The organism is Nonomuraea sp. NPDC049758 (assembly GCF_040674635.1).
In the GTDB taxonomy this organism is placed as follows: Bacteria; Actinomycetota; Actinomycetes; order Streptosporangiales; family Streptosporangiaceae; genus Nonomuraea.
Genome location: NZ_JBFAMZ010000006.1, coordinates 497,869 through 517,480 on the forward strand (window position 1 = coordinate 497,869; position 19,612 = coordinate 517,480).

At 72.0% G+C, this 19,612-nt stretch carries 25 protein-coding genes and 1 pseudogene; 19 read left to right on the top strand and 7 right to left on the bottom strand.

What is annotated here, in order from left to right:
- The first annotated feature begins 207 nt into the window (after positions 1 to 207).
- The 3 genes and pseudogenes from AB0J46_RS19390 to AB0J46_RS19400 all read left to right on the top strand — a co-directional run.
- Positions 208 to 678 (top strand): hypothetical protein, encoded by a 471-nt coding sequence (locus AB0J46_RS19390; protein ID WP_364333383.1) that lies wholly within the window; start codon positions 208 to 210, stop codon positions 676 to 678.
- Between the two features lie 25 nt (positions 679 to 703).
- Positions 704 to 1,594 carry a permease-like cell division protein FtsX gene (locus AB0J46_RS19395; protein ID WP_364333386.1) on the top strand — a complete coding sequence of 297 codons (891 nt, stop codon included), beginning with the start codon at positions 704 to 706 and terminating at the stop codon, positions 1,592 to 1,594.
- Between the two features lie 171 nt (positions 1,595 to 1,765).
- Positions 1,766 to 2,095 (top strand): annotated as a pseudogene (locus AB0J46_RS19400) (class I SAM-dependent methyltransferase); the annotation flags it as partial.
- Between the two features lie 14 nt (positions 2,096 to 2,109).
- On the opposite strand, the gene AB0J46_RS19405 reads toward AB0J46_RS19400, so the two are convergent.
- Entirely contained in the window at positions 2,110 to 2,307 is a 198-nt protein-coding gene (locus AB0J46_RS19405; protein WP_364333389.1) for a hypothetical protein, read from the bottom strand.
- A gap of 58 nt (positions 2,308 to 2,365) precedes the next feature.
- Entirely contained in the window at positions 2,366 to 2,953 is a 588-nt protein-coding gene (locus tag AB0J46_RS19410) for a hypothetical protein (RefSeq protein ID WP_364333392.1), read from the bottom strand.
- An 85-nt stretch (positions 2,954 to 3,038) separates the two neighbouring features.
- Here AB0J46_RS19410 and AB0J46_RS19415 point away from each other — a divergent pair, with 85 nt between their 5' ends.
- Entirely contained in the window at positions 3,039 to 3,710 is a 672-nt protein-coding gene (locus AB0J46_RS19415) for an HNH endonuclease family protein (protein WP_364333395.1), read from the top strand.
- 28 nt (positions 3,711 to 3,738) lie between these two features.
- Here the strand turns inward: AB0J46_RS19415 and AB0J46_RS19420 are convergent, their stop codons facing one another.
- Positions 3,739 to 4,569 carry an alpha/beta hydrolase gene (locus AB0J46_RS19420; protein WP_364333398.1) on the bottom strand — a complete coding sequence of 277 codons (831 nt, stop codon included), beginning with the start codon at positions 4,567 to 4,569 and terminating at the stop codon, positions 3,739 to 3,741.
- Between the two features lie 68 nt (positions 4,570 to 4,637).
- On the opposite strand from AB0J46_RS19420, the gene AB0J46_RS19425 reads away from it, so the two are divergent.
- Together AB0J46_RS19425 and AB0J46_RS19430 are read left to right on the top strand one after the other, a co-directional pair.
- Positions 4,638 to 5,126: a MarR family transcriptional regulator gene (locus AB0J46_RS19425; protein WP_364333401.1), complete on the top strand. Its 489-nt coding sequence runs from the start codon at positions 4,638 to 4,640 to the stop codon at positions 5,124 to 5,126.
- Complete coding sequence (locus AB0J46_RS19430; RefSeq protein WP_364333404.1) at positions 5,123 to 5,653, top strand: flavoprotein; 531 nt, start codon at positions 5,123 to 5,125, stop codon at positions 5,651 to 5,653. The genes AB0J46_RS19425 and AB0J46_RS19430 overlap by 4 nt, the downstream gene beginning before the upstream one ends.
- Here the strand turns inward: AB0J46_RS19430 and AB0J46_RS19435 are convergent.
- On the bottom strand, positions 5,634 to 6,614 hold the full coding sequence (locus AB0J46_RS19435; RefSeq protein ID WP_364333407.1) for a helix-turn-helix domain-containing protein: 981 nt from the start codon (positions 6,612 to 6,614) through the stop codon (positions 5,634 to 5,636). The two genes, AB0J46_RS19430 and AB0J46_RS19435, sit on opposite strands and share 20 nt — an antisense overlap.
- A 131-nt stretch (positions 6,615 to 6,745) precedes the next feature.
- Here AB0J46_RS19435 and AB0J46_RS19440 point away from each other — a divergent pair, with 131 nt between their 5' ends.
- From AB0J46_RS19440 to AB0J46_RS19495, 12 genes are all read left to right on the top strand, one after another.
- Entirely contained in the window at positions 6,746 to 7,171 is a 426-nt protein-coding gene (locus AB0J46_RS19440) for a DUF6010 family protein (protein ID WP_364333410.1), read from the top strand.
- 36 nt (positions 7,172 to 7,207) lie between these two features.
- Entirely contained in the window at positions 7,208 to 9,007 is a 1,800-nt protein-coding gene (locus tag AB0J46_RS19445) for an NAD(P)/FAD-dependent oxidoreductase (RefSeq protein WP_364333413.1), read from the top strand.
- Between the two features lie 70 nt (positions 9,008 to 9,077).
- Entirely contained in the window at positions 9,078 to 9,467 is a 390-nt protein-coding gene (locus AB0J46_RS19450) for a hypothetical protein (RefSeq protein ID WP_364333416.1), read from the top strand.
- A gap of 42 nt (positions 9,468 to 9,509) precedes the next feature.
- The gene (locus tag AB0J46_RS19455) at positions 9,510 to 10,127 is read left to right on the top strand and encodes a TetR/AcrR family transcriptional regulator (protein ID WP_364333419.1); all 618 of its coding nucleotides are present in this window, start codon (positions 9,510 to 9,512) and stop codon (positions 10,125 to 10,127) included.
- Positions 10,124 to 10,540: a thioesterase family protein gene (locus AB0J46_RS19460; protein ID WP_364333422.1), complete on the top strand. Its 417-nt coding sequence runs from the start codon at positions 10,124 to 10,126 to the stop codon at positions 10,538 to 10,540. Before AB0J46_RS19455 ends, AB0J46_RS19460 begins: the two co-directional genes overlap by 4 nt.
- Positions 10,541 to 10,601: 61 nt before the next feature.
- Positions 10,602 to 11,762, top strand: coding sequence for a sensor histidine kinase (locus AB0J46_RS19465; protein ID WP_364333425.1), 1,161 nt, complete (start codon positions 10,602 to 10,604; stop codon positions 11,760 to 11,762).
- Positions 11,750 to 12,391 (top strand): response regulator transcription factor, encoded by a 642-nt coding sequence (locus AB0J46_RS19470; protein ID WP_364333428.1) that lies wholly within the window; start codon positions 11,750 to 11,752, stop codon positions 12,389 to 12,391. Before AB0J46_RS19465 ends, AB0J46_RS19470 begins: the two co-directional genes overlap by 13 nt.
- A gap of 34 nt (positions 12,392 to 12,425) precedes the next feature.
- On the top strand, positions 12,426 to 13,220 hold the full coding sequence (locus AB0J46_RS19475) for an MBL fold metallo-hydrolase (RefSeq protein WP_364333431.1): 795 nt from the start codon (positions 12,426 to 12,428) through the stop codon (positions 13,218 to 13,220).
- A 35-nt stretch (positions 13,221 to 13,255) separates the two neighbouring features.
- Positions 13,256 to 13,828, top strand: a complete 573-nt coding sequence (locus tag AB0J46_RS19480) for a PadR family transcriptional regulator (protein WP_364333433.1) — start codon at positions 13,256 to 13,258, stop codon at positions 13,826 to 13,828.
- Positions 13,829 to 13,943: 115 nt separating this feature from the next.
- Positions 13,944 to 14,321: an SgcJ/EcaC family oxidoreductase gene (locus tag AB0J46_RS19485; RefSeq protein ID WP_364333436.1), complete on the top strand. Its 378-nt coding sequence runs from the start codon at positions 13,944 to 13,946 to the stop codon at positions 14,319 to 14,321.
- Positions 14,318 to 14,668, top strand: coding sequence for a hypothetical protein (locus AB0J46_RS19490; RefSeq protein WP_364333439.1), 351 nt, complete (start codon positions 14,318 to 14,320; stop codon positions 14,666 to 14,668). The genes AB0J46_RS19485 and AB0J46_RS19490 overlap by 4 nt, the downstream gene beginning before the upstream one ends.
- Before the next feature lie 10 nt (positions 14,669 to 14,678).
- Positions 14,679 to 15,644, top strand: a complete 966-nt coding sequence (locus AB0J46_RS19495; protein WP_364333442.1) for a GNAT family N-acetyltransferase — start codon at positions 14,679 to 14,681, stop codon at positions 15,642 to 15,644.
- On the opposite strand, the gene AB0J46_RS19500 is transcribed toward AB0J46_RS19495, so the two are convergent.
- Both AB0J46_RS19500 and AB0J46_RS19505 read right to left on the bottom strand, forming a co-directional pair.
- Positions 15,631 to 16,980 carry a HAMP domain-containing sensor histidine kinase gene (locus tag AB0J46_RS19500; RefSeq protein ID WP_364333445.1) on the bottom strand — a complete coding sequence of 450 codons (1,350 nt, stop codon included), beginning with the start codon at positions 16,978 to 16,980 and terminating at the stop codon, positions 15,631 to 15,633. The genes AB0J46_RS19495 and AB0J46_RS19500 overlap by 14 nt on opposite strands.
- Complete coding sequence (locus AB0J46_RS19505; RefSeq protein ID WP_352363329.1) at positions 16,977 to 17,648, bottom strand: response regulator transcription factor; 672 nt, start codon at positions 17,646 to 17,648, stop codon at positions 16,977 to 16,979. Before AB0J46_RS19505 ends, AB0J46_RS19500 begins: the two co-directional genes overlap by 4 nt.
- Positions 17,649 to 17,773: 125 nt before the next feature.
- On the opposite strand from AB0J46_RS19505, the gene AB0J46_RS19510 reads away from it, so the two are divergent.
- A complete protein-coding gene (locus AB0J46_RS19510; protein ID WP_364333448.1) occupies positions 17,774 to 18,343 on the top strand; it encodes a hypothetical protein in 570 nt (189 codons plus the stop codon).
- Positions 18,344 to 18,345: 2 nt separating this feature from the next.
- Here the strand turns inward: AB0J46_RS19510 and AB0J46_RS19515 are convergent, their stop codons facing one another.
- Positions 18,346 to 19,422 carry a hypothetical protein gene (locus AB0J46_RS19515; RefSeq protein WP_364333451.1) on the bottom strand — a complete coding sequence of 359 codons (1,077 nt, stop codon included), beginning with the start codon at positions 19,420 to 19,422 and terminating at the stop codon, positions 18,346 to 18,348.
- Between the last annotated feature and the right edge of the window lie 190 nt (positions 19,423 to 19,612).

Below are 19,612 nucleotides of genomic sequence, written 5' to 3' on the forward strand. Positions count from 1 at the left end.
AGGACACCGACGGGCCGCCCGGGACTGGGCGGCCGCTTTGTCAGGTCTGCGCGGATGAGCAGTGCCGCCCGGTTAGGGGCGCCACCAGCCGAGAAATGAGTGGATCATCCGCATGACGCATACCGTACCACCCGGCTTGGAGCGGGCGGTCCGCCGGTCGATGAGTATGGTCAAACGTCTGGTGGTTTGGTGGGTTGGTCCGGGATCATGCTGCTCGTGGCGATGCTCCGGTTGTTCGCGATAGGCCTTCTTGCCGGTGCCGCGCTGTGCCTGGTCCTGTGGCCGCCGCTACGTGCGGGCGATTTTCAGCATGCGCGGCTCTCGACGCTGATGGCCCTGGAGATAGGGCAGCTCGTCACGGTGCCGATCGCGCTGGTCGGGGGGCTCGTGCTCGCCGTGAAAGGGGCGTGGGCGCGGACCCCTGGCTATCTGCTGGGGACGGTCACGACCCTTTTCGGAGTGCTGGTCGCCACCCAGGCATGGGCCATGGACGAATGGGTCGAGACCGGCCCGTCCGGGATAGGCGATCCGGAAGGCGAAAGCGTCCTGGTGCTTCTGGGCCTCTTCTCCGGTGCGGTGACTACGGTCGTCGGCCTGTCCATCTTGATGTTGCGATGGTCCGGCTACGATTCCTCGACCGCGCCGGTACGTCAGCGACGCCCGCGCAGGCGCAAGTGAATATTTTCGTGGTGCGAGGAGTCCGGTGAGACGTTGGTTCTGGCGGGTGCTGGTTGCGAGTGTCGTGGCGTTGTCGGGAATGGCCGGGCAGGCCGCGTCGGCCGAGGTGGAGCCCGGCCCCGCGGACGTCGCCGCTGACAACGGCGAAATCGCGGTGTTCCTCTGTACGCCCTCCGCGCGCGGGTGTGACAAACGGCATGCGACGGCGAGACAGCGGCGCGACATGGAGGCTTTCCTGAACTCCACGCCCGGCGTCACCGAGGTCCGGTTCGTCAGCCGGGCGGCGTCCTATGCGGAGTTCCGGCGGGAGTTCGCCGGTCAGCGGAAGATGCTGGCCGAGGTGCGGGCCAAGGACATGCCGGAGTCGTTCTGGATCCGGGTCTCCGAGGTGGCTGATCGGGCTCGCATCGTGAATGCGGCGGATCGGCGGCCCGGGGTCGGGCTGGTGGTCGATCAGCTGGAGACCCGTCGCATGACCCGGTCGTACTGGAGTGTGGAAGTCTCCGTGTTCCTCTGCTCGGGCGATTCCTCCTCGCCCGAGTGTCGGCACGTGCGGGGAGGGGCGAACAAGAAAGCCGCCACCGCCAAGGAGAAGAAAGCGATCGTCGCCGTCATCGAGCGGATTCCCGGCCTCGAATCGTATGAATACGAGGACCAGAAGACGGCCTATCGCCACTTCGCCGAGATGTACGCGGACAATGAGACGTTGGTCGCGGCTACCAGGGTGTCGGACATGCCCGAGTCGTATCGGCTGTCGATACGGCCGGAGGTGAACCGCGGTCCCTGGCGCCACCGGCTCGCGAAGATGCCGGGGGTCAGCCAGGTGTGGGACCACGAGTGCGTGTCGCAAAGGGCGCGGCTCTGGTCCGAATACGGGCTGCAGAACGTCGAAGCCCGAACCCGGGAATGCGAGTAGCAGCGTCGACGCGCGAGCGTTCTGTTCGAGACCGCGGGCCGGCGTACGGCTGAGACTGCGCTCATGTCTGAACAGACCTTCACCCCCGCCCTGGGACGCCTGAAGTTCACCCGCCTGTACGACCCGGTGGTCGCCCTGACGCGGGAACGGCTGTGGCGCAGCCTGGTGGCCATGCACGTCGCCCTCAGGCCCGACGACACGATCGTGGACGTCGGCTGCGGCACCGGTTCGCAGGCCATGCTGCTGCACCGCCTCGAACCGCGGGCCCGGATCATCGGCGTCGACCCCGATCAGGAGACGCTGGCCCAGGCGCGGCGCAAGAGCAGCGCGAGCGGTACGGCCCCGGAATGGCGGCTCGGCATGGGGGACGCGCTGACCGGCCTGCTGGGGCCGGGTTCGGCCGACACGGCGGTGTCGAGTCTGGTCCTTCACCAATGTCCGCTTGCGATGAAACGCACGATCCTCGCCTCGATGCACGCCGTGCTGCGGCCGGGCGGCAAGCTGGTGATCGCCGACTACGGGTGGCAGCGGACGGCGTCGATGCGGCTGGCGTTCCGTGTCGTGCAACTGGCCGACGGGGTGCGGGACACGCAGCCCAACGCGGACGGCGTGCTGCCGGCGCTGATGACCGCCGCGGGACGATGGAGCGAGTTGTCCGCCGACGGCCCCTGGTACGACGCGTACCCCTCACCGATGAAGAACCGGCTCGTCATCCCTCACCCCGCATCACCGAACCACCGCCCATGGTGCCGGGAATCGGGACGTGCCGGATCAGCTCCAGGTGGCGCGCTTGAGCACGCCGGCCAGCCCGTAGGTGTTCCAGGCGTCCACCACCAGGATCCCGGACCGCGGCAGGAACCACTCCTTCTCGTTCCACCTGGCGGTGGTGCGGCCGGTGTCGTTCGTCACGCAGCGGTTCGGCCAGGTGGTGTACGTCGCCTTGTGCCCGGAGCCCACCGGCCGCAGCCCGCGGTAGGACGCCTTCTCGCCGGGATACCAGCTCAGGTTGGAGTTGAACGGGCACGGGATCACCCCGCTGAACGGATGGAACTGCTGCTTGCCCGTGTACGTGACGGACCCGCCGCCGACCGGCACGTTCGTGTAGTCCTTCGGCCCGAAGATCCAGAAGCTCTCGCAGTCGGGCGCGAACGGCTCCGGTTTCTTGCACAACAACCCGGTCACCACCACGACGTGGTCGCCCGACCGGTACACCTTCCAGTCGGCGGGGATCCGCAGCGTCATGCCGCGGAAGGAGAGCGTCTTCCCGGCGGAGGAGGCCGACGCGAGGGAGGCGGTCGCGGGCAGCACGGTGGCGGAGGCGGCGGTCAGGGCGGCGAGGAGGAGAGGGAGCTTTCTCATGGTTCGGGAAGGTACGCACCCCCACTTGCGGAGGGCTGGCCATCCACTTGGAGGAGGTCCGTCGTGGGTGGGTATGGGGTAAAGCATGATCTTCCTGAGACGGGCCGTCCTGATGGCCGTCCTCGCCTTTCTGGTCATCCCGATCACCGAGGTCGTCGCCGCGCCGCAGCCGGCCGCGGCGCAGTCCGGCGCGCGCGCCCAGGCAGGCGCGCAGGCCGGTGCGGCGCGGGCCCGCCGCATGCTGGCCCAGCTACGGGTCGCCAGGCCCTTATCGCTGCGCGGCTACACCCATCGCCGGTTCCAGCCCAGGTGGGGACGTCACAAGGGAAGGTGTGACGTCCGCGAGACCGTCCTGGCCCGGGACGGGCGGCGGGTGCGCAGGAACGCGGCCTGCCATCCGGTGAAGGGCGTCTGGTACAGCCCGTACGACGGCAGGCGGTTGAAGAGCGAGCGCCTGGTGGACGTCGACCACGTCGTCCCGCTGGCCTACGCCTGGCGCTCGGGCGCCAAGAGGTGGAGCCAGGCGCGGCGGCGGGCCTTCGCCAACGATCTCACCCGTCCTGAGCTGGTCACCGTCAGCCATTCCGCCAACATCGCCAAGGGCGGGCAGGGGCCGCAGAGCTGGCGTCCGCGCCGCCGCGCCTACTGGTGCCGCTACGCGACCTCGTGGATCACCGTGAAACACCACTACCGCCTGTTCGTGACGCGCAGCGAGCGCGTGGCGCTGTCCAACATGCTCCGCACCTGCGGTCGCTGACCGCGTGTCCACCTGGCCGCCCGGACGTTCACGCCTGGACGTGACGCGGAGCGAGCAGCTCCTTGAGCGCCCGAGCCGTCGCGCGCGGGAAGGCCGTGTTGCCGTTGTGGCCGCCCGGCAGCGTGACCGGCTCGACGCCGAGCAACTCGGCCAGCGCGAGCGCGCAGCGGTAGGTGTGCACCGACGGCCGGGTGGCGAGGCCGATCGCCGGGATCACCCGGGTCCCGGTGGCCACCGTCTCCGCCGGGGCGAGGTCGTCCTCCATGACGGCCGTGAACTCCGTCCCGATGAAGAACCCGAAGTTGGCCTGCCGCCGGGCCGTGAGCGGCTGCGGGGTGAGGCCGTCCTCGGTCTCGTCGTGGGCCGGGTCGATGCCGAGGTGCCGGGTGATCGCGGGGAAGGCCGCGGCCAGCCCCCCGTCCGCGTACGCCCGCTGGATGGCCGCCAGCTCGGCCACGTGCTGGGCGCGGCCGGCGGCGGGCAGCAGGTTCGGCAGGACGGGCTCGTGCGCGACCAGCGTGCCGAGCACGCCGGGGTGGCGGGCCGCGACCCGCAGGCCGATCGCGCCTCCCATGCTGAACCCGGCCATCAGGGCGGGCCCGTCGGCGACCTCGGCGAGCAGCCGCGCGACGTCGTCGGCGTGGTCGGCCATGGTGACGGGCGGCGCGGCGGGGTCGAGGGTGCTGCGCGACAGGCCGCGCCGGTCGTAGGTGACGACGGTGAAGGCGTCGGCCAGGAGCGGCACGAGGTCGGCGGTGCGATCGGCGTCGCCCTCGCCGCTCTGCGACAACAACAGGACCGGGCCGCTGCCCTCGACCTGGAAGTGGAGGGTGGCGCCTGGGACGGGAAGGGCGTTCATGGGGGTCTCCTCCGCTAGGGAAAAAAAGCATCTAAATCGATGCATCGATATAGATGTATCATGTCTTCATGAACGGAGTCGAACTGTTCCTGCTCGGCCGCACCCTCATGAAGATCGGCGAGCAGGCGATGCCCCAGCCGAAGGGCGACGGCCCCCGGGGCTCGGTCCGTACGGTGCTCGTCGTCCTCGGCGACGTGGTGGCCCACCCCGGCACGACGGTCAGCGAGATCGCGGCGCGGACCGGCCTGCCGCAGAGCCAGGTGTCCACGGCCGTCGCCCGGCTGGAGTCCACGGGGTCGATCGAGGGCGTGCCCGATCCGGCCGACCGGCGTCGTCGGCTCATCCGTCCCGCTGCGACGCCGTCCGCCCGGGTCGCCGAGGTCAGGGCCGCCACGATCGACGACGCCCTCGCCGCCGCCCTGCCCGATCCGGCCCCCGAGGCGGTCCGAGAGGTCACCGCCGCCCTGGAGGTGCTGGCCCGCCACCTCACGCCGGAGGTCGCCGCCCGCGTACGCGAGGTCGAGGGGGCGGCGGGCGTCCTACGATCTCAACCGTGAAGACACCGGCACGCAGTCTCTATGTCATCGTGTGCGCGGCCGGGCCGGCCGGCGACGTGGCCAGGCTCGTCGTCCCGGCCCAGGAGGAGGGCTGGGACGTCCAGGTCGTCGCCACGCCGTCGGCGCTCGGCTTCGTCGACGTGCCGGAGCTGGAGCGACTGACCGGGCGCCCGGTCCGCAGCCGCTACCGCAAGCCGCACGAGCCCAGGCCGCCGAGGGCCGACGCGATCATCGTCGCCCCGGCCACGTACAACACGATCAACAAGTTCGCCATGGGCGTCGCCGACACCTACGCGCTCGGGCTGCTGGCCGAGGCTCCGGGGCTCGGCATCCCCGTGGTCGTGCTGCCGTTCGTCAACAGCGCGCTGGCCGCCCGCGCGCCCTTCCGGCGCAGCGTCGAGGAGCTGCGGTCGGAGGGGGTGCGCGTCCTGATCGGGCCGGGGCAGTTCGAGCCGCACACACCGAGCGCGGGCGACGGCAACGACACCTACGTCTGGGAGAGCGCGCTCACGGCGCTGCGTCCGTGACGAGAGGCTCGTCCGTGACGAGAGGCCGGAAAGAGGCGCGGTAGGACTGCGGCGGCACGCCGACCACCCGCTTGAACCGCTCGCGGAGGGCGACCGCCGAGCCGAACCCGGACTGCGCGGCGATCCGCTCCACGCCGTGGTCGGTGGTCTCCAGGAGGAGCTGCGCCCGCCGCACCCGGGCGCGCAGCAGCCACTGCAGCGGCGTGGTGCCGGTCTGCTCGCGGAACCGGCGGCCGAACGTGCGCTCGCTCATCCCGCAGTGTGCGGCCATCGCGGCCAGGGTCACCCTGCCGTCGAGGTTGTCCTCGATCCACGCCAGCACCGGCTCCAGCAGCGAGCCCTGGGGCACGGGCGGCCGGGTGTGCGCCATGAACTGGGCCTGGCCGCCCTCCCGCTCCAGGGGCGTCACCGACAGGCGGGCCGAGTCGGCGGCGACCGCCGAGCCGAAGTCGCGCCGGACGAGGTGCAGGCACAGGTCGAGCCCGGCGGCGGCGCCGGCCGAGGTCAGGATCTGGCCGTTGTCGACGTAGAGCACGTCGGGCCGCACGTCGACGTCGGGGAACAGCTCGGCCAGCCGGTCGGCGGCCATCCAGTGGGTGGTCGCGCCCAGCCCGTCGAGCAGCCCGGCGGCGGCCAGGGTGAAGGCCCCCACGCAGATGGAGGCGACGCGGGTGCCGGCGGCGGCCGCGTCGCGCAGCGCCGCGAGCACCTCGGGCCCCGGCGGGACGGCCTGCTCCGAGCAGCCGGGCACGATGATCGTGTCGGCGGTGCGCAGCGCCTCCAGGCCGTGGGGCGCGACGATCGTGAAGGCGTCACCGGGCACCTGCGGCGTCGCCGCGCACACCTGGACCCGGTACGGGCGGCTCCCGTCGGCCAGCCGGGCCCGGCCGAACACCTCGACCGGGATCGCCAGGTCGGCCGCCACCACGTGATCGAGGGCCAGGACCGCCACAGTGTGCATGCGGCCACGCTAGGCCAGGCGGCGGGCGGTTGGCGGGAACTCGTCGGTGTTTGTCGAACCAGCCACTGTGACGGTCCGGACGGCCCGCCTAGCCTGGCTGCGTTCCCCTCGAAACCGGCAGGAAGTGCCCCATGTCCATCCTCATGCCGATCCTGATCGGCCTGGTCGCCGTCTCCCTCGTCTCCCTGATCCCCGAGCCGCACGGCCGCCGTGCCAACGCCGTCCTGGTGGCCGGCGCGGGCGCCGCCTACCTCAGCGGCGGCGGGCTCGGCTACTGGGAGTTCCTGCTGCCGGTCGTGATGACGTACGTCGCCTACCGCGGGCTGGAGAGCTGGACGTTCATCGGCATCGGCTGGCTGCTGCACACCGCCTGGGACGTGCTGCACCACCTCCAGGGCAGCCCGCTGCTGCCCTTCGCCGCGGACTCCTCCTTCGGCTGCGCCATCTGCGATCCGGTGATCGCGTTGTGGTGCTTCGCGGGCGGTCCGCCGGTCCTCGGCCGGTTGCGGGCCCGCCTCGCCCGTCCGCGGGCCTTGTCGAACGAGATTCGCGAATGACATTCTGGAATTCGGAACCTCGTCCCCGGAGGACGTATGGACAAAGAAGCCCTCCGCCGCAAATACCTCGAAGAGCGCGACAAGCGGCTGCGCCCGGACGGCGACGACCAGTACGTCCGCCTCACCGGCCGCTTCGCCCACTACCTCGACGACCCGTACACGCCGAGGACCGAGCGCGAGCCGAAGACCGACCACGTGACGGTGGCCGTCGTCGGCGGCGGGTTCGCCGGGCTCGTCACCGGCGCCCGGCTCAGGGAGGCGGGTGTCGGCGACGTGCGGATCGTCGAGAAGGGCGGCGACTTCGGCGGCACCTGGTACTGGAACCGCTACCCGGGAGCCCAGTGCGACACCGCGTCGTTCGTGTACATGCCGCTCCTGGAGGAGACCGGCCACATGCCGACGGAGAAGTACGCGCACGCCCCCGAGATCCTGGAACACTGCCGCCGCATCGGCAAGCACTACGGCCTGTACGACGACGCGCTCTTCCACACCGAGGTCCAGGACCTGGAGTGGGACGCGTCCCGGTCGCGCTGGACCGTCCGGACGAACCGCGGCGACACCTTCACCGCCCGGTTCGTGGTCATGGGCATCGGCCCGCTGCACGTGCCCAAACTCCCCGGCATCCCGGGCATCGACGAGTTCCGCGGGCATTCGTTCCACACCAGCCGCTGGGACTACGACTACACCGGCGGCGACCCCACGGGCGCGCCCATGGACCGGCTGGCGGACAAGCGCGTCGCCGTCATCGGCACGGGCGCGACGGCCGTCCAGTGCGTGCCGCACCTGGCCCGCGCCTGCGCCGAGCTGTACGTGTTCCAGCGCACCCCCTCCTCGGTGGACGTGCGCGACAACCGGCCCACCGACCCCGCCTGGTTCGCCGGGATCGCCACCCCCGGCTGGCAGCAGCGCTGGCTGGAGAACTTCACCGGCAACCAGACCGGCGGCCTGGTCGAGGAGGACCTGGTGATGGACGGCTGGACCGACATCGCCCGCCGCGTCCGCGCCCGCATCGCGGCCCTGCCGCCCGAGGACCTGACGCTGGAGAAGATGGCGCAGGCGTACGAGGACTCCGACTTCGAGAAGATGGAGGAGATCCGGGCCCGTGTCGACGCGATCGTCGCCGACCCGCAGACCGCCGCGAAGCTCAAGGCCTGGTACCGCCAGCTCTGCAAGCGTCCCTGCTTCCACGACGAGTACCTGCAGTCCTTCAACGTGCCGGGCACCCGCCTGGTGGACACCGACGGCAAGGGCGTCGAGCGCGTCACCGGGCGCGGGGTGGTGGCCGCGGGCGTCGAGTACGAGGTCGACTGCGTCATCTACGCCTCGGGCTTCGAGGTGACCACCGACTACACCCGGCGCGCCGGCTACGAGCTGACCGGCCGCGACGGCCTCCGGCTCACCGACCGCTGGGCGGACGGCATGCGCACTTTGCACGGCATCCACGTGCACGGCTTCCCGAACGCCTTCGTCGTCCAGCCCACGCAGGGCGCGAACCTCATCTCCAACATCCCGCACAACCTCACCGAGGCCGGCCGGACCATCGCCACGATCGTCAGCCACGCGCTCGACCAGGGCTTCGACGAGGTCGAGGCGACCCGGGAGGCCGAGGACGCCTGGATCGAGCTGCTGCTGTCGGGCCCGGGAAGCATCCTGGGCGCCTCCGCCGACTGCACCCCCGGCTACTACAACAACGAGGGCCGCGACGCCGGCATGAAAGGCCGGCTGAACATCGGCCATCCACAGGGGGCGATGGCGTACTTCGCCTACATCGACGGCTGGCGCACGTCGGGGGCGTTCGAGGGGCTGGAGTTCCGCAAGCGCGCAGAGGCGGACTGATCCGGCAGCTCGGGGGCGGAGCTCGGCCCCGTACACGATTCGTCAGGCGTGGGCGCTAGTTTCGTCCACCATGAGTTACGACCTGTACTTCGGCCCGGAGGACGACGAGCCGCGCCCGCCGGACGCGGCGGCCTGGAACAACGTCGTCAGCCAGGCCCGCGCGCTGCTCGGTGACGTGACGACCTTCGAGGATCCGCCCAACTGGGAGCTCGAACACGAGGGCACCGGCATCTCCGTGAACCACTGGGAGGGCGGCTGGGGGATCAGCGTGCCGTACCGGTGGCACGGTGAGGCCGCGGGCCGGGTCGTGGACCTGATGTACCAGGTGGCGCGGATCGTCGAGCGGGAGTCGCGGCTCGACGGCAACGATCCCCAGCTCGACTGCCCGCTCGCGGACGCGGACGCGGCGGCGGCGGTCCGGATCTTCGACGCGGTCGCGGTGCGCTCCGGGAGGATCTGACCCACCAATCTGAACGATCGGTCGTTAATGTATGCTGGCGGCATGGCCGACGTGAAGGAAGACGGTCGCCGGGCGCGCGGGCAGCGCAGCCGTGAGGCGATCCTCGGGCAGGCCGTGTCGCTGGCCTCGGTGCACGGTCTGGACGGGCTGACCCTGGGCCGGCTGGCCGAAGCCGCCGGAGTCAGCAAATCCGGATTTTTCGCCCACTGGAGGGATAAAGAGCAACTTCAGCTCGACACCATCGAGTGGGCCGTCCGCCAATGGACCGACGAGATCGTCAAGCCCGCGCTCAAGGCCCCTCCCGGCGTGGCCCGCGTCCTGGCCCTGCACGAGGCCCGCCTGCGGTTCTACGAGAGAGGCGTCCTGCCCGGCGGGTGCTTCTTCTACACGGCGCGGGTGGAGTTCGACGACCGTCCCGGCCCGGTCAGGGACCGGGTGGCCGAGTCGATGGCCGACTGGCTGAGGTTCATCGAGCGGCTGGTCCGCGAGGCGGTCGAGCTGGGGGAGCTGCCCCCGGAGACCGACCCGGCGCAGCTGGCGTACGAGATCGACGCCCTCGGCGAGGCCGCGGTCACCCACACCCGCCTGCTCGGCAGGGGCGATGCCGCCTACGAGCGGGCCCGCCGAGCCGTCCACGACCGACTGAAGGAGTTCGCGTGACCCAGACCCGCCCCGCCCAGGTGCACTTCGACGACCTCGACGCGATGGGCCTGCTGCACAACTCGCGTTACGCCCTGCTGGTCGAGCGCGCGATCTCCGCCTACTGGGCCGAGCAGGGCTGGAGCTTCGACCCGGCGATCTCCAAGTTCAAGGACCTCTACCTGGCCGTCCGCGAGTTCAAGATCACCTACAACGCGCCGGTCATGGGCGCGGGCGAGGTGCAGGTCGACTTCTGGATCGACCGCATGGGCCGCACCAGCGGCGTGTACGGCTTCCGCGTCCTGTCCGAGGACCGCTCGGTCGTGCACGCCGAGGGCTACCGCGTCAACGTCAACCTCGATCCGCAGACCTTCCGGCCCACGCCGTTCAGCGCCGAGCTGCGTACCGCCGCCGAGCCGCTGATGGCGGGCTGAGCCGCCGACGGTAGACCCTGCACTACTGCGTGCCGTTCCCGGCCCCGGATACGGTCACCGGGTGGGAAACAGGACCGCGCTCGAAGCGCTCACGCAGCGGCCGCCCGCCTTCCTCCGGTCGGCCTGGCCGTGGCGGTGCGTGGCGTACCTGCTGGGCAGCGTGGTCCCGGGGACGGCCGTCGCCCTCGGGGGCATCGCGGTCGGGCTCGCCGGGCCGCCGGCCGGCCTGCTGCTCGTGCCGGTGCTGGTGGCGCTGGTCGTGCCGCTGATCGCCCGGTTCGAACGGGTGCGGCTGCGCCTGGTGGACACCGTGCCGCTGCCGCCGGTGCCCGACCGGCGCAGGCGGGAGATCGGGGTCGCGGTCATGACGGTGTTCGCGATGTGGTGGATCGACCTGGTCATGCTGGGGTTCACCGTCGGGGGACCGGTGCTGCTGATCCTGTCGCCCGTGGTCCAGCCGGAGGCCGACCCGGCCCTCGGCGCCGTGGCGAGCGTGGCGGGGGTGCTGCTGCTGCCGGTGGCGGCGTACACGATCACGGCCTGGGGCGGGGCGCGCGGCGCGATGGTCAGGGCGGTGCTCGCGCCGGCCGGGTCGGAGCTGGGCGAGGTCGTGCGGTCGCGGGCGCGCCTGGTGGACGCGTTCGAGACCGAACGCCGCAGGATCGAGCGGGACCTGCACGACGGCGCGCAGCAGCGGCTGGTCGCGCTGTCGATGACGCTCGGCCTCGCCCGGCTGGACGTGCCCGGCGACTCGCCGACGGCCCGGCTGCTCGACGTGGCGCACGACGAGGCCAGGCAGGCGCTGGCCGAGCTGCGCGAGCTGATCCGGGGCGTGCACTCGCAGGTGCTCACCGACCGCGGGCTGGGCGCCGCGATCCGCGACGTGGCCGGACGCTCGCCCGTCCCCGTGGACGTGGCCGCCGACGAGCTGGGACGGCTGCCCGCGCCCGTCGAGGTCACCGCGTACTACGTGGTCAGCGAGGCCCTGGCGAACGTGGCCAGGCACAGCGGAGCCACCAGGGCCACGGTCACCGCCCGGACGGCGGCCGGCACGCTGGCCGTCGAGGTGCGCGACGACGGCGTCGGCGGCGCGGACCCGGCCAGGGGCACCGGGTTGACCGGCCTGGCCGACAGGCTGGCCGTGGTGGCGGGAAGATTGTCGGTGTCCAGCCCGCCGGGCGGCCCGACCCTGGTACGAGTGGAGATTCCGTGCGCGTCGTGATCGCCGAGGATGCCGTGCTGCTCCGCGAGGGGCTGGTGGGGCTGCTCGAACGGTTCGGCCACACCGTGGCGGCCTCGGTCGGCGACGCCGAAGCCCTGGTCGCGGCGGTCGCCGAGCACCGCCCCGACGCCGTGGTGACCGACGTGCGCATGCCCCCGGACTTCACCGACGAGGGCCTGCGCGCCGCGCTCGGCCTGCGCCGCCGCCGTCCCGAGCTGGCCGTCCTCGTGCTCAGCCAGTACGTCGAGCAGACGTACGCGGCCGAGCTGCTGGAGTCCGGCGACGGCGCGGGCGTCGGCTACCTGCTGAAGGACCGGATCGGCGACGTGCGCGAGTTCGTCGACGCGCTCGACCGGGTGGCCGCGGGCGGCACGGTCGTGGACCCGGAGGTGGTGCGCCAGCTCCTGCGCCGGCGGCGCGACCCGCTGGCCCGGCTCACCCCGCGCGAGCAGCAGGTGCTCGCCCTGATCGCCGAGGGCCGGGCGAACGCCTCGATCGCCAGGGAGCTGGTCGTCACCGACGCCGCGGTGGCCAAGCACATCGCCGGCATCTTCACCAAGCTCGACCTGCCGCCCGAGTCCGACGGCCACCGCCGGGTCCTGGCCGTGCTGGCCTACCTTCAGGGGTGACCGGCGGGAAGTCCGAAAAGTAAGGTTCGTTGCCATGAACGAGCAGTGGCAGGAGGTCGGCGACCGGGTCTACGTGCGCCGCCATGAGTCCTTCGACCTGAACACGGGCCTGATCGTGGGCGACGGGCACTGCCTGGTGCTCGACACCCGCAGTTCCCACCGGGAGGCGGCCGACCTGATCGACGCGATCAGGACGATCACCGGCCACCCGTGGACGGTCGTGAACAGCCATTCGCATTTCGACCACTACTTCGGCAACGCGCTCTTCCGCCCCGCCGAGATCTGGAGCCACGTCCGGTGCGCCGAGGAGATCGACGTCTACGGCGAGCGGCACCGCGCGGACGTCATCGAACGGCTGCCCGACCGCCGCGCGGAAATGGAGGAGATCGCCGTCGTGCCGCCCGACCACACCTTCACCACCTCGGCCAGCCTCGACATCGGCGGACGCATGGTGCACCTGCGGCACTTCGGGCTCGGCCACAGCAGCAACGACATCGTCGTGCACGTGCCGGACGCCGGCGTGGTGTTCGCCGGTGACCTGGTCGAGGAGGGCGCGCCGCCGGCGTTCGGCGACTCCTACCCGCTCGACTGGCCTAACACGACGGCCGCGATGCTCGACGGGCTGCCGGAGCCGGTGTTCGTGCCGGGGCACGGCGCGGTGGTCGGCCGGGCCTTCGTCCAGGAGCAGCAGGCCGAGCTGGCGCTGGTGGCTGAGCTGGCCGCGAAGGCCCACGTGGAGGGGCTGCGCGACTCGATCACGCGGTTCCCGTACCCGGAGGAGGTGTCGCGGCAGGCGATCGAGCGGGCCTTCCTCCAGCTCGACAGGTGAGCTATATTGCAAACTGCAATATAGGGGGAGGCAACATGGCACAACGCAAGGGCCTGGTCGACCTGACTGTGCTCGCCCTGCTCACGGTGCAGCCGAGCCACCCCTACGAGCTCCACCGCTTCATCATCGACACGCACAAGGACTACATCACCGGCCTGCCGCGCAGCCTCTACCACGCGGTCGAGCGGCTGGCCGGGGACGAGCTGATCGTCCCCGCCGCGACCGGCCGCGAGGGCCGCCGGCCCGAGCGCACGGTCTACGAGATCACCGACGAGGGCCGCGAGGAGCTGATCACCCGGCTCCGGCGGCTGCTGGAGCAGCCCGACCCCGACCGGCGCGCCTTCGTGGCGGCCATCTCGCTGATCGGCTGCCTGCCGCTGCCCGAGGCGCAACGGGCGCTGCGCACCCGCGCCGCCACCCTCGAAGGCACGCTCGCCGGGATGGAAGGACACATCAAGGCCATGCGCGACAGTGGCCTGCCCGAGATCCTCATGCTGGAGGTCGAGTGCGAGCAGGCGCTGCACGCCGCCGAGCTCGCCTGGATCAGAAGGCTTCTCGACCGGCTCGACCAGGGCGAGCTCGCCTGGACGAGCACGACCGAGGGGTGAGAGAAGGGCCGCCGGGGTGCGCCAACACCCCGGCGGCCGGACATCCGAACACGGCGCCTGCCCTGCCCGGACGCGCAACTCCCAGGATAGGCGCCGCGACGAAAGGAGCTGTGCCATGTCCGAAGAGATCACCCGCCTGGTGGAGCGGATGACGGAGACCTGGAACGCCGGCGACTCGGCCGCCTACGCCGCCCTGTTCACCGAGGACGCCGACTACATCACCTTCTTCGGCCTGCACCTGCAGGGCAGGAAGGCGATCGAGGAGACCCACCGCGCGCTGTTCGAGACCTCCGTCAAGCTCGCCGAGGGCGGCCCCGCGCCGCTCGTCAGGCCGCTGACCGACGACGTCGCGCTGGTGATCGTCGGCGGCAACTCGTCGGTGGCCGGCGTGCCCGACCCGAGCAGGGAGTCCGTCGTCACGCTGACCGCGCTGCGCACGCCGGAAGGCTGGCGGTTCGCCTCCTTCCAGAACAGCCGGGTGCGCAAGCCGTGAGGAAACGGCTGATCACCGAGGTGGCCGGGGTGGTCGGCGCCCCGGCCGAGCAGGTGTGGCAGGCCCTGACGCGCTCCCTGCCCGCACACCCGATGACCGTCGAGCAGGACGGGTACACCGTGGCCTACCAGGGCGGCTGGTGGTACCGGGGCGAGTGGACCGTGCTCCCGCATCCCGAGGGCGCCCGCGTGGAGCACCGCGTCTACGACGTGGCCGAGTGGGGACGCTGGGCCGTGCCCCTGGCCAACCGGTTCTTCATCGGGTTCGCGCAGCGGACGAGAAGGGGCTTCGCAGAAGGCATCGCCCGCATGGGGAGAGAATTGGGGTGCTCCGCCAGGCTGTCCTAGGCTGCTGGCCATGAGCCTGGTGTGGGAACCGCTGACCGCCGACGACGCCGAGCCGCTCGCCGCACTCCTGGCCGCGATCGAGGCCGAGGATCGCACGGGCGAGGTCCACGACCTCGACGACGTCAGGGAGCAGCTCGGCCACCGCCTGATCGACCTGGCCGCGGGGACGCTCGCGGCCAGGCAGGGCGGCCAGATCGTCGCCTACGGCTACCTGCCGACCCGGCAGTCCGCCACCGACACCCACGTCATGCGGCTGTCGGGCGGCGTGCACCCCGCCCACCGCAGGCGCGGGCTCGGCCGGCGGATCGTCGACTGGAGCCTGGCCGCGGCGCCGGGGCTGAGCGAGCGGGCCTTCCCCGGCGTGCAGCCGGAGATCCACCTCTACGTGCCCGACACCAACCTCGGGCTGAAGGCGCTGGCCGAGGGCGCCGGTTTCGTCGCCAACCGCTGGTTCGCCCACATGGGACGCTCGCTGTCGGGCGACCTGCCGGCCGTCGCGCCGCCCGCCGGGGTGACCGTCGCCCCCTGGTCGCCCGAGCTGGACGAGGGCGCCCGCCGCGTACGCAACGAGGCGTTCCTCGACCACTGGGGCAGTGTGCCGCACACCCCGGAGAGCTGGCGCGACTACATCGTCGGCTCCCAGAACTTCCTGCCCGAATCGTCGTTCCTGGCCCTGCACGAGGGGCGGGCGGTGGGCACGCTCATCACCCACACCTTCGAGGGCTACAACGCGCTGGCCGGCGAGCGCCGGGCCTGGATCCAGATCATCGGCACGCTCCGGGAGTGGCGCGGCAAGGGCGTGGCCGGCGCGCTGATCGCGCACGCCCTGGCCGCCTTCCGCGCGCAGGGGTTCGACACGACCGGGCTGGGCGTCGACGCCGACAACCCCACGGGAGCCGTCAGCGTCTACTCCCGCGCCGGTTTCGAGATCTTCCAGCGCAGCACGAACTACGCCCTGGCCGTCAAACGGGGCTGAGCGCCCCCTCCGCGAGGGGGAAACGGGCCACGAAACCGGCGTCCGTGTACGTGAGCGTGCCGCCGTGCAGGTGGGCGATGTCCCTGGCGATGGGCAGGCCGAGCCCGGCGCCGCCGGCGTCCCTCGCCCGTGCCTCGTCCAGGCGGGTGAAGCGGCCGAAGACGGCCTCGCGGTGCTCCGGCGGGATCCCCGGGCCGTCGTCGCGCACCTCCAGCACGGCCCGGCCCTCCTCGGCGCGCACCCGTACGCGTACGGCCGAGGCGGCGTGCCGTACCGCGTTGTCAGCCAGGTTGGTGACCAGCCGGTCGAGGTGGGCGCGGGAGCCGTTCAGCACCACGTCCGGCTCGATGTCCAGCTCGACCCTGATCTCCGGCCGCCGCCTGGCGCGCAGCGACTCCTCGGCCGCCACCTGACCCAGGTCCAGCTCGTCGGTGCGCAGCGGCTCGCCGGCGTCCAGCTTGGCCAGCATGAGCAGGTCGGCGGCCAGCGACTGGAGGCGTTCGACGTCGGCCAGCGCCTCGCGGGTGAGCTCGCTCTGCTCGGCCAGTTCGAGGCGGGCCCGCAGGGTGGCGATGGGGCTGCGCAGCTCGTGCGCGGCGTCGGCGACGAACCGCTTGTGCCGGCCCACGGCCGTCTCCAGACGGTCGAGGGTGCCGTTCACGGTGGTGGCCAGGGCCGCGATCTCGTCCTTGGAACCCGGCACCGGCACGCGCTGGTGCAGGTCGCGGGCCGTGATGTCGGCCACCTTGGCCCTGATCGCGGCCACGGGGGCCAGCGCGCGGCCCACGGAGAACCAGGTCATCCCGGCCACCACGAGCAGCAGGGCGGGCACGCCGGGCAGCAACGCGCCGTACAGGGCCTGGACGGCCTTCTGCACGCCGTCCAGGGAGACCCGCGACCAGAGCGTGGCCGGGCCGGTCGGCGTGCTCACCTGCAGGCCCGCGACGGCGTAGTCGGCTGGCTGCGCCCACAGGGCGGGCGAGCCGGTGGCGCGGCCGGCCAGGACGAGGTCGGGATCGGCGAGCCGCACCACGGACAGGTCGTCCACCATGACCGTGCTCATCCGGGCGGCGGTCGTCGTGGCCGCCGGCGTCACCCCCTCCGGCATGATCGGCACCGTCTCCGCGTACGGCATCGCCGCCGCGGCGCGCCTGACCGCCTCCTCGCCCGCGTTGCCCTCCAGCGTGCCGCGCAACGCCATGACCAGCACCAGGGCGGCCACGCCGAGCGCCAGGGCCACCACCAGCGTCGCCGCGACGGTGGCCCGCACCCGCACCGACGACAGCCCGCCCGACACCCGGGCCCACGTCGGCCGTCCTTCGAGCAGCGCCTTCATGCCGCCTCCAACCGGTAACCCGCTCCCCGGACGGTCACCAGCGTCGTCCGGCCGAACGGCAGGTCGATCTTCCTGCGCAGGGCGCTGATGTAGACCTCGACGATGTTCGGGTCGCCGTCGTAGGAGAAGTCCCACGCCTGGGCCAGCAGCTCGCTCTTGGAGACCACCTCGCCGGGGCGGCGGGCCAGCGCGTGCAGCACCGCGAACTCCTTCGGCGTCAGCCCGACCTCCACCCCGCCCCTGCGGCAGCGCAGGCCGGCCGGGTCCACCACCAGGTCGCCGACCGTGATCGTCACCGGCCGCTCGGTCCCGCCGCGCCGCACCAGGGCGCGCAGCCGGGCCAGCAGCACCACGTACGAGAACGGCTTGGCCAAGTAGTCGTCGGCGCCGTTGTCGAGCGACTCGGCCTCGTCGTAGACGCCGTCCTTGGCGGTGAGCATCATGATCGGGGTCCAGTCGCCCGCCTCGCGCAGCCGGGAGCAGACCGTGTAGCCGTTCATCCTGGGCAGCATCACGTCCAGGACGATCACGTCGTAGGCGTTCTCGGTCGCCATCCACAGGCCGTCGCGCCCGTCGTGGGCCACGTCCACGGCGAAGCCCTCGCCCGCCAGCCCGCCCTTGATCAGGCCGGCCAGCCGTTCCTCGTCCTCCACCAGCAGCACTCGCACGACGTCCAGAGTGCCTGAGCGAACCTAAAGCCAACCTGAAGATCATTTTGGGCGCGTTCAGGGTCGCTTCAGGTGCCCCCGAGCACGCTCGGGGGCGTTCGGATGGATTCCACTGAGGAGAATGCATGTTCAAGCGACGTCTCGCGGTCCTCGGCACGGTGGGGGTGCTCGCGCTCGCGGGCCTGGGCGGCTCCGCCCTGGCCGACGGAACCCCCGCACCCGACGCCACCACCGCCACCGCCACGGCTGTGTTCTGCCGGACGCCGGACGGCAAGGAGGTCAAGCTCGCCGACGGCCCGGCGGCCCGCGTGCTCGTCATGCGCGACGAGAAGGGGGAGCGGGCGGACGGCGCGCCGGAGCTCAAGGCCGAGCGGGGCCGCGTGATCGAACTCGCCCCCAGGACGATCACCGAGGCCGCCCCGACCACGCCTTCCGCCCCGACCGCCCCTCAGGCCGGCACCGAGGCCGCGCCCACCACGCCGAGCGCCACCGTTCCCGAGGGCGAGGCCGTGCCCGCCGTCCCGGCGACCCCCCTGACCGATGCCGAGACCGGGCCCGCCGCCCTTCCTGAAGGCGAGGCGGCGCGGATGCTCCCGGCGCTGCCCGCGACCGAGCTTCCCCCGGGCGCCGTGCAGCTGGACGACCCCAGCAAGGTCGTCCACATCGTGTGCGCCGCCGCAGAGGCCGCCAAGTAGGTTCACCCGGGGAACGACGGGTGCGGGCCGAGCGCCCAGTACTCGTACAGGCCGTGGCCGACGAGCCCGTCGTACTCGAAGCGGCCGACGGCGTCGACCAGGCCCCACATCCTGGCGGCGTCGTCGGGCAGCCGGTACGTCACCCCCTGCACGACCGGCCCCGGCCCCTGGTACATGCCGTGCCTCCAGTCCGGCTCCAGCCCGTATCCGGTGCCGGCCATGAGGTGCACCGGCAGCACGGGCGTGCAGCGCACCTCGAACGGCCTGCCGCCCGGCGGCGAGAAGGCGATCACGGCGTCCACGACGTCCCGGGTGCCCGGGGCATAGACCGGGCGGTAGTCCGGCCGGCCGAGGTACTCCTCCTCCCGCCCGTCCGTCCAGACGCGTACGGCCTCCTCCAGCAGCCGCCGGCCACGGTGGTCCTCCTGGATGATGCACAGGATGGCGTGGTCGTCGAACTTCATCGGCGTGTACAGCCAGTAGAACGTGCCGGGGTTGTTGGCCTGGATGCCGGGCGGTTCGGGCTCGCCCACCGGCCGCACGCCCCATGACCGGTCCCTGGTGCCGAGCCAGCGGTCGGGGGTGACCGGGATCACCTGGTCGCCGACGGTGATGCTGCCGGACCAGCGGCCGGTCTGGGCGAGCCGCACGGAGTCGAACATCACCCGTTCCTGCCATCGCAGGAAGTGGCGGGGTTCGAGGGTCGCCGGGATCGTCCCCTCCCAGTCGAGCTCGAAGGACAGGCCATGCTCGGTCGGCTCCAGGATCACGCGGAGCCGCTTGAGCCCTTCGATCACCTCGACCCGGAAGGGGCCGATCCTGGTGTCCATCCGGTCGGGGCCCAGCTCGCGCGAGGCCCGCACGACCCGGTGCAGGTCGCCGTGCCTTACGAGGGCGAAGGCGTCGGTGACGCCGAGGTTGGGGTACTGGCCGAGGCCGACGATCAGCATGAGCTCGTCGGTGCCGGCGTGGCAGTTGAAGTAGTAGCGGTCGTAGAAGTTGCGGTCGGAGGTGGCGGCGTGCCGCATGACCTGGGCGGTCTGGTGCACGGGGTGATCGTCGAGGGGTGACAGCGCCATGCTCGGCTTTGTAGCAAGCGCTTGGTGAACCGTCAACGGGCCGGAACAACGGGCCGGAACGCGGAAGCGGGGGGGGGGGGGCTCGGGGGTTGGGTGGTGGTGGGGGGGGGGGCGATTGGGATGTTTGTGGGGGTGGGGGGGGGGGGTGGAGTGGGGATGATGGGGATGTGCGCCCGCGCGAGCGCAGAGC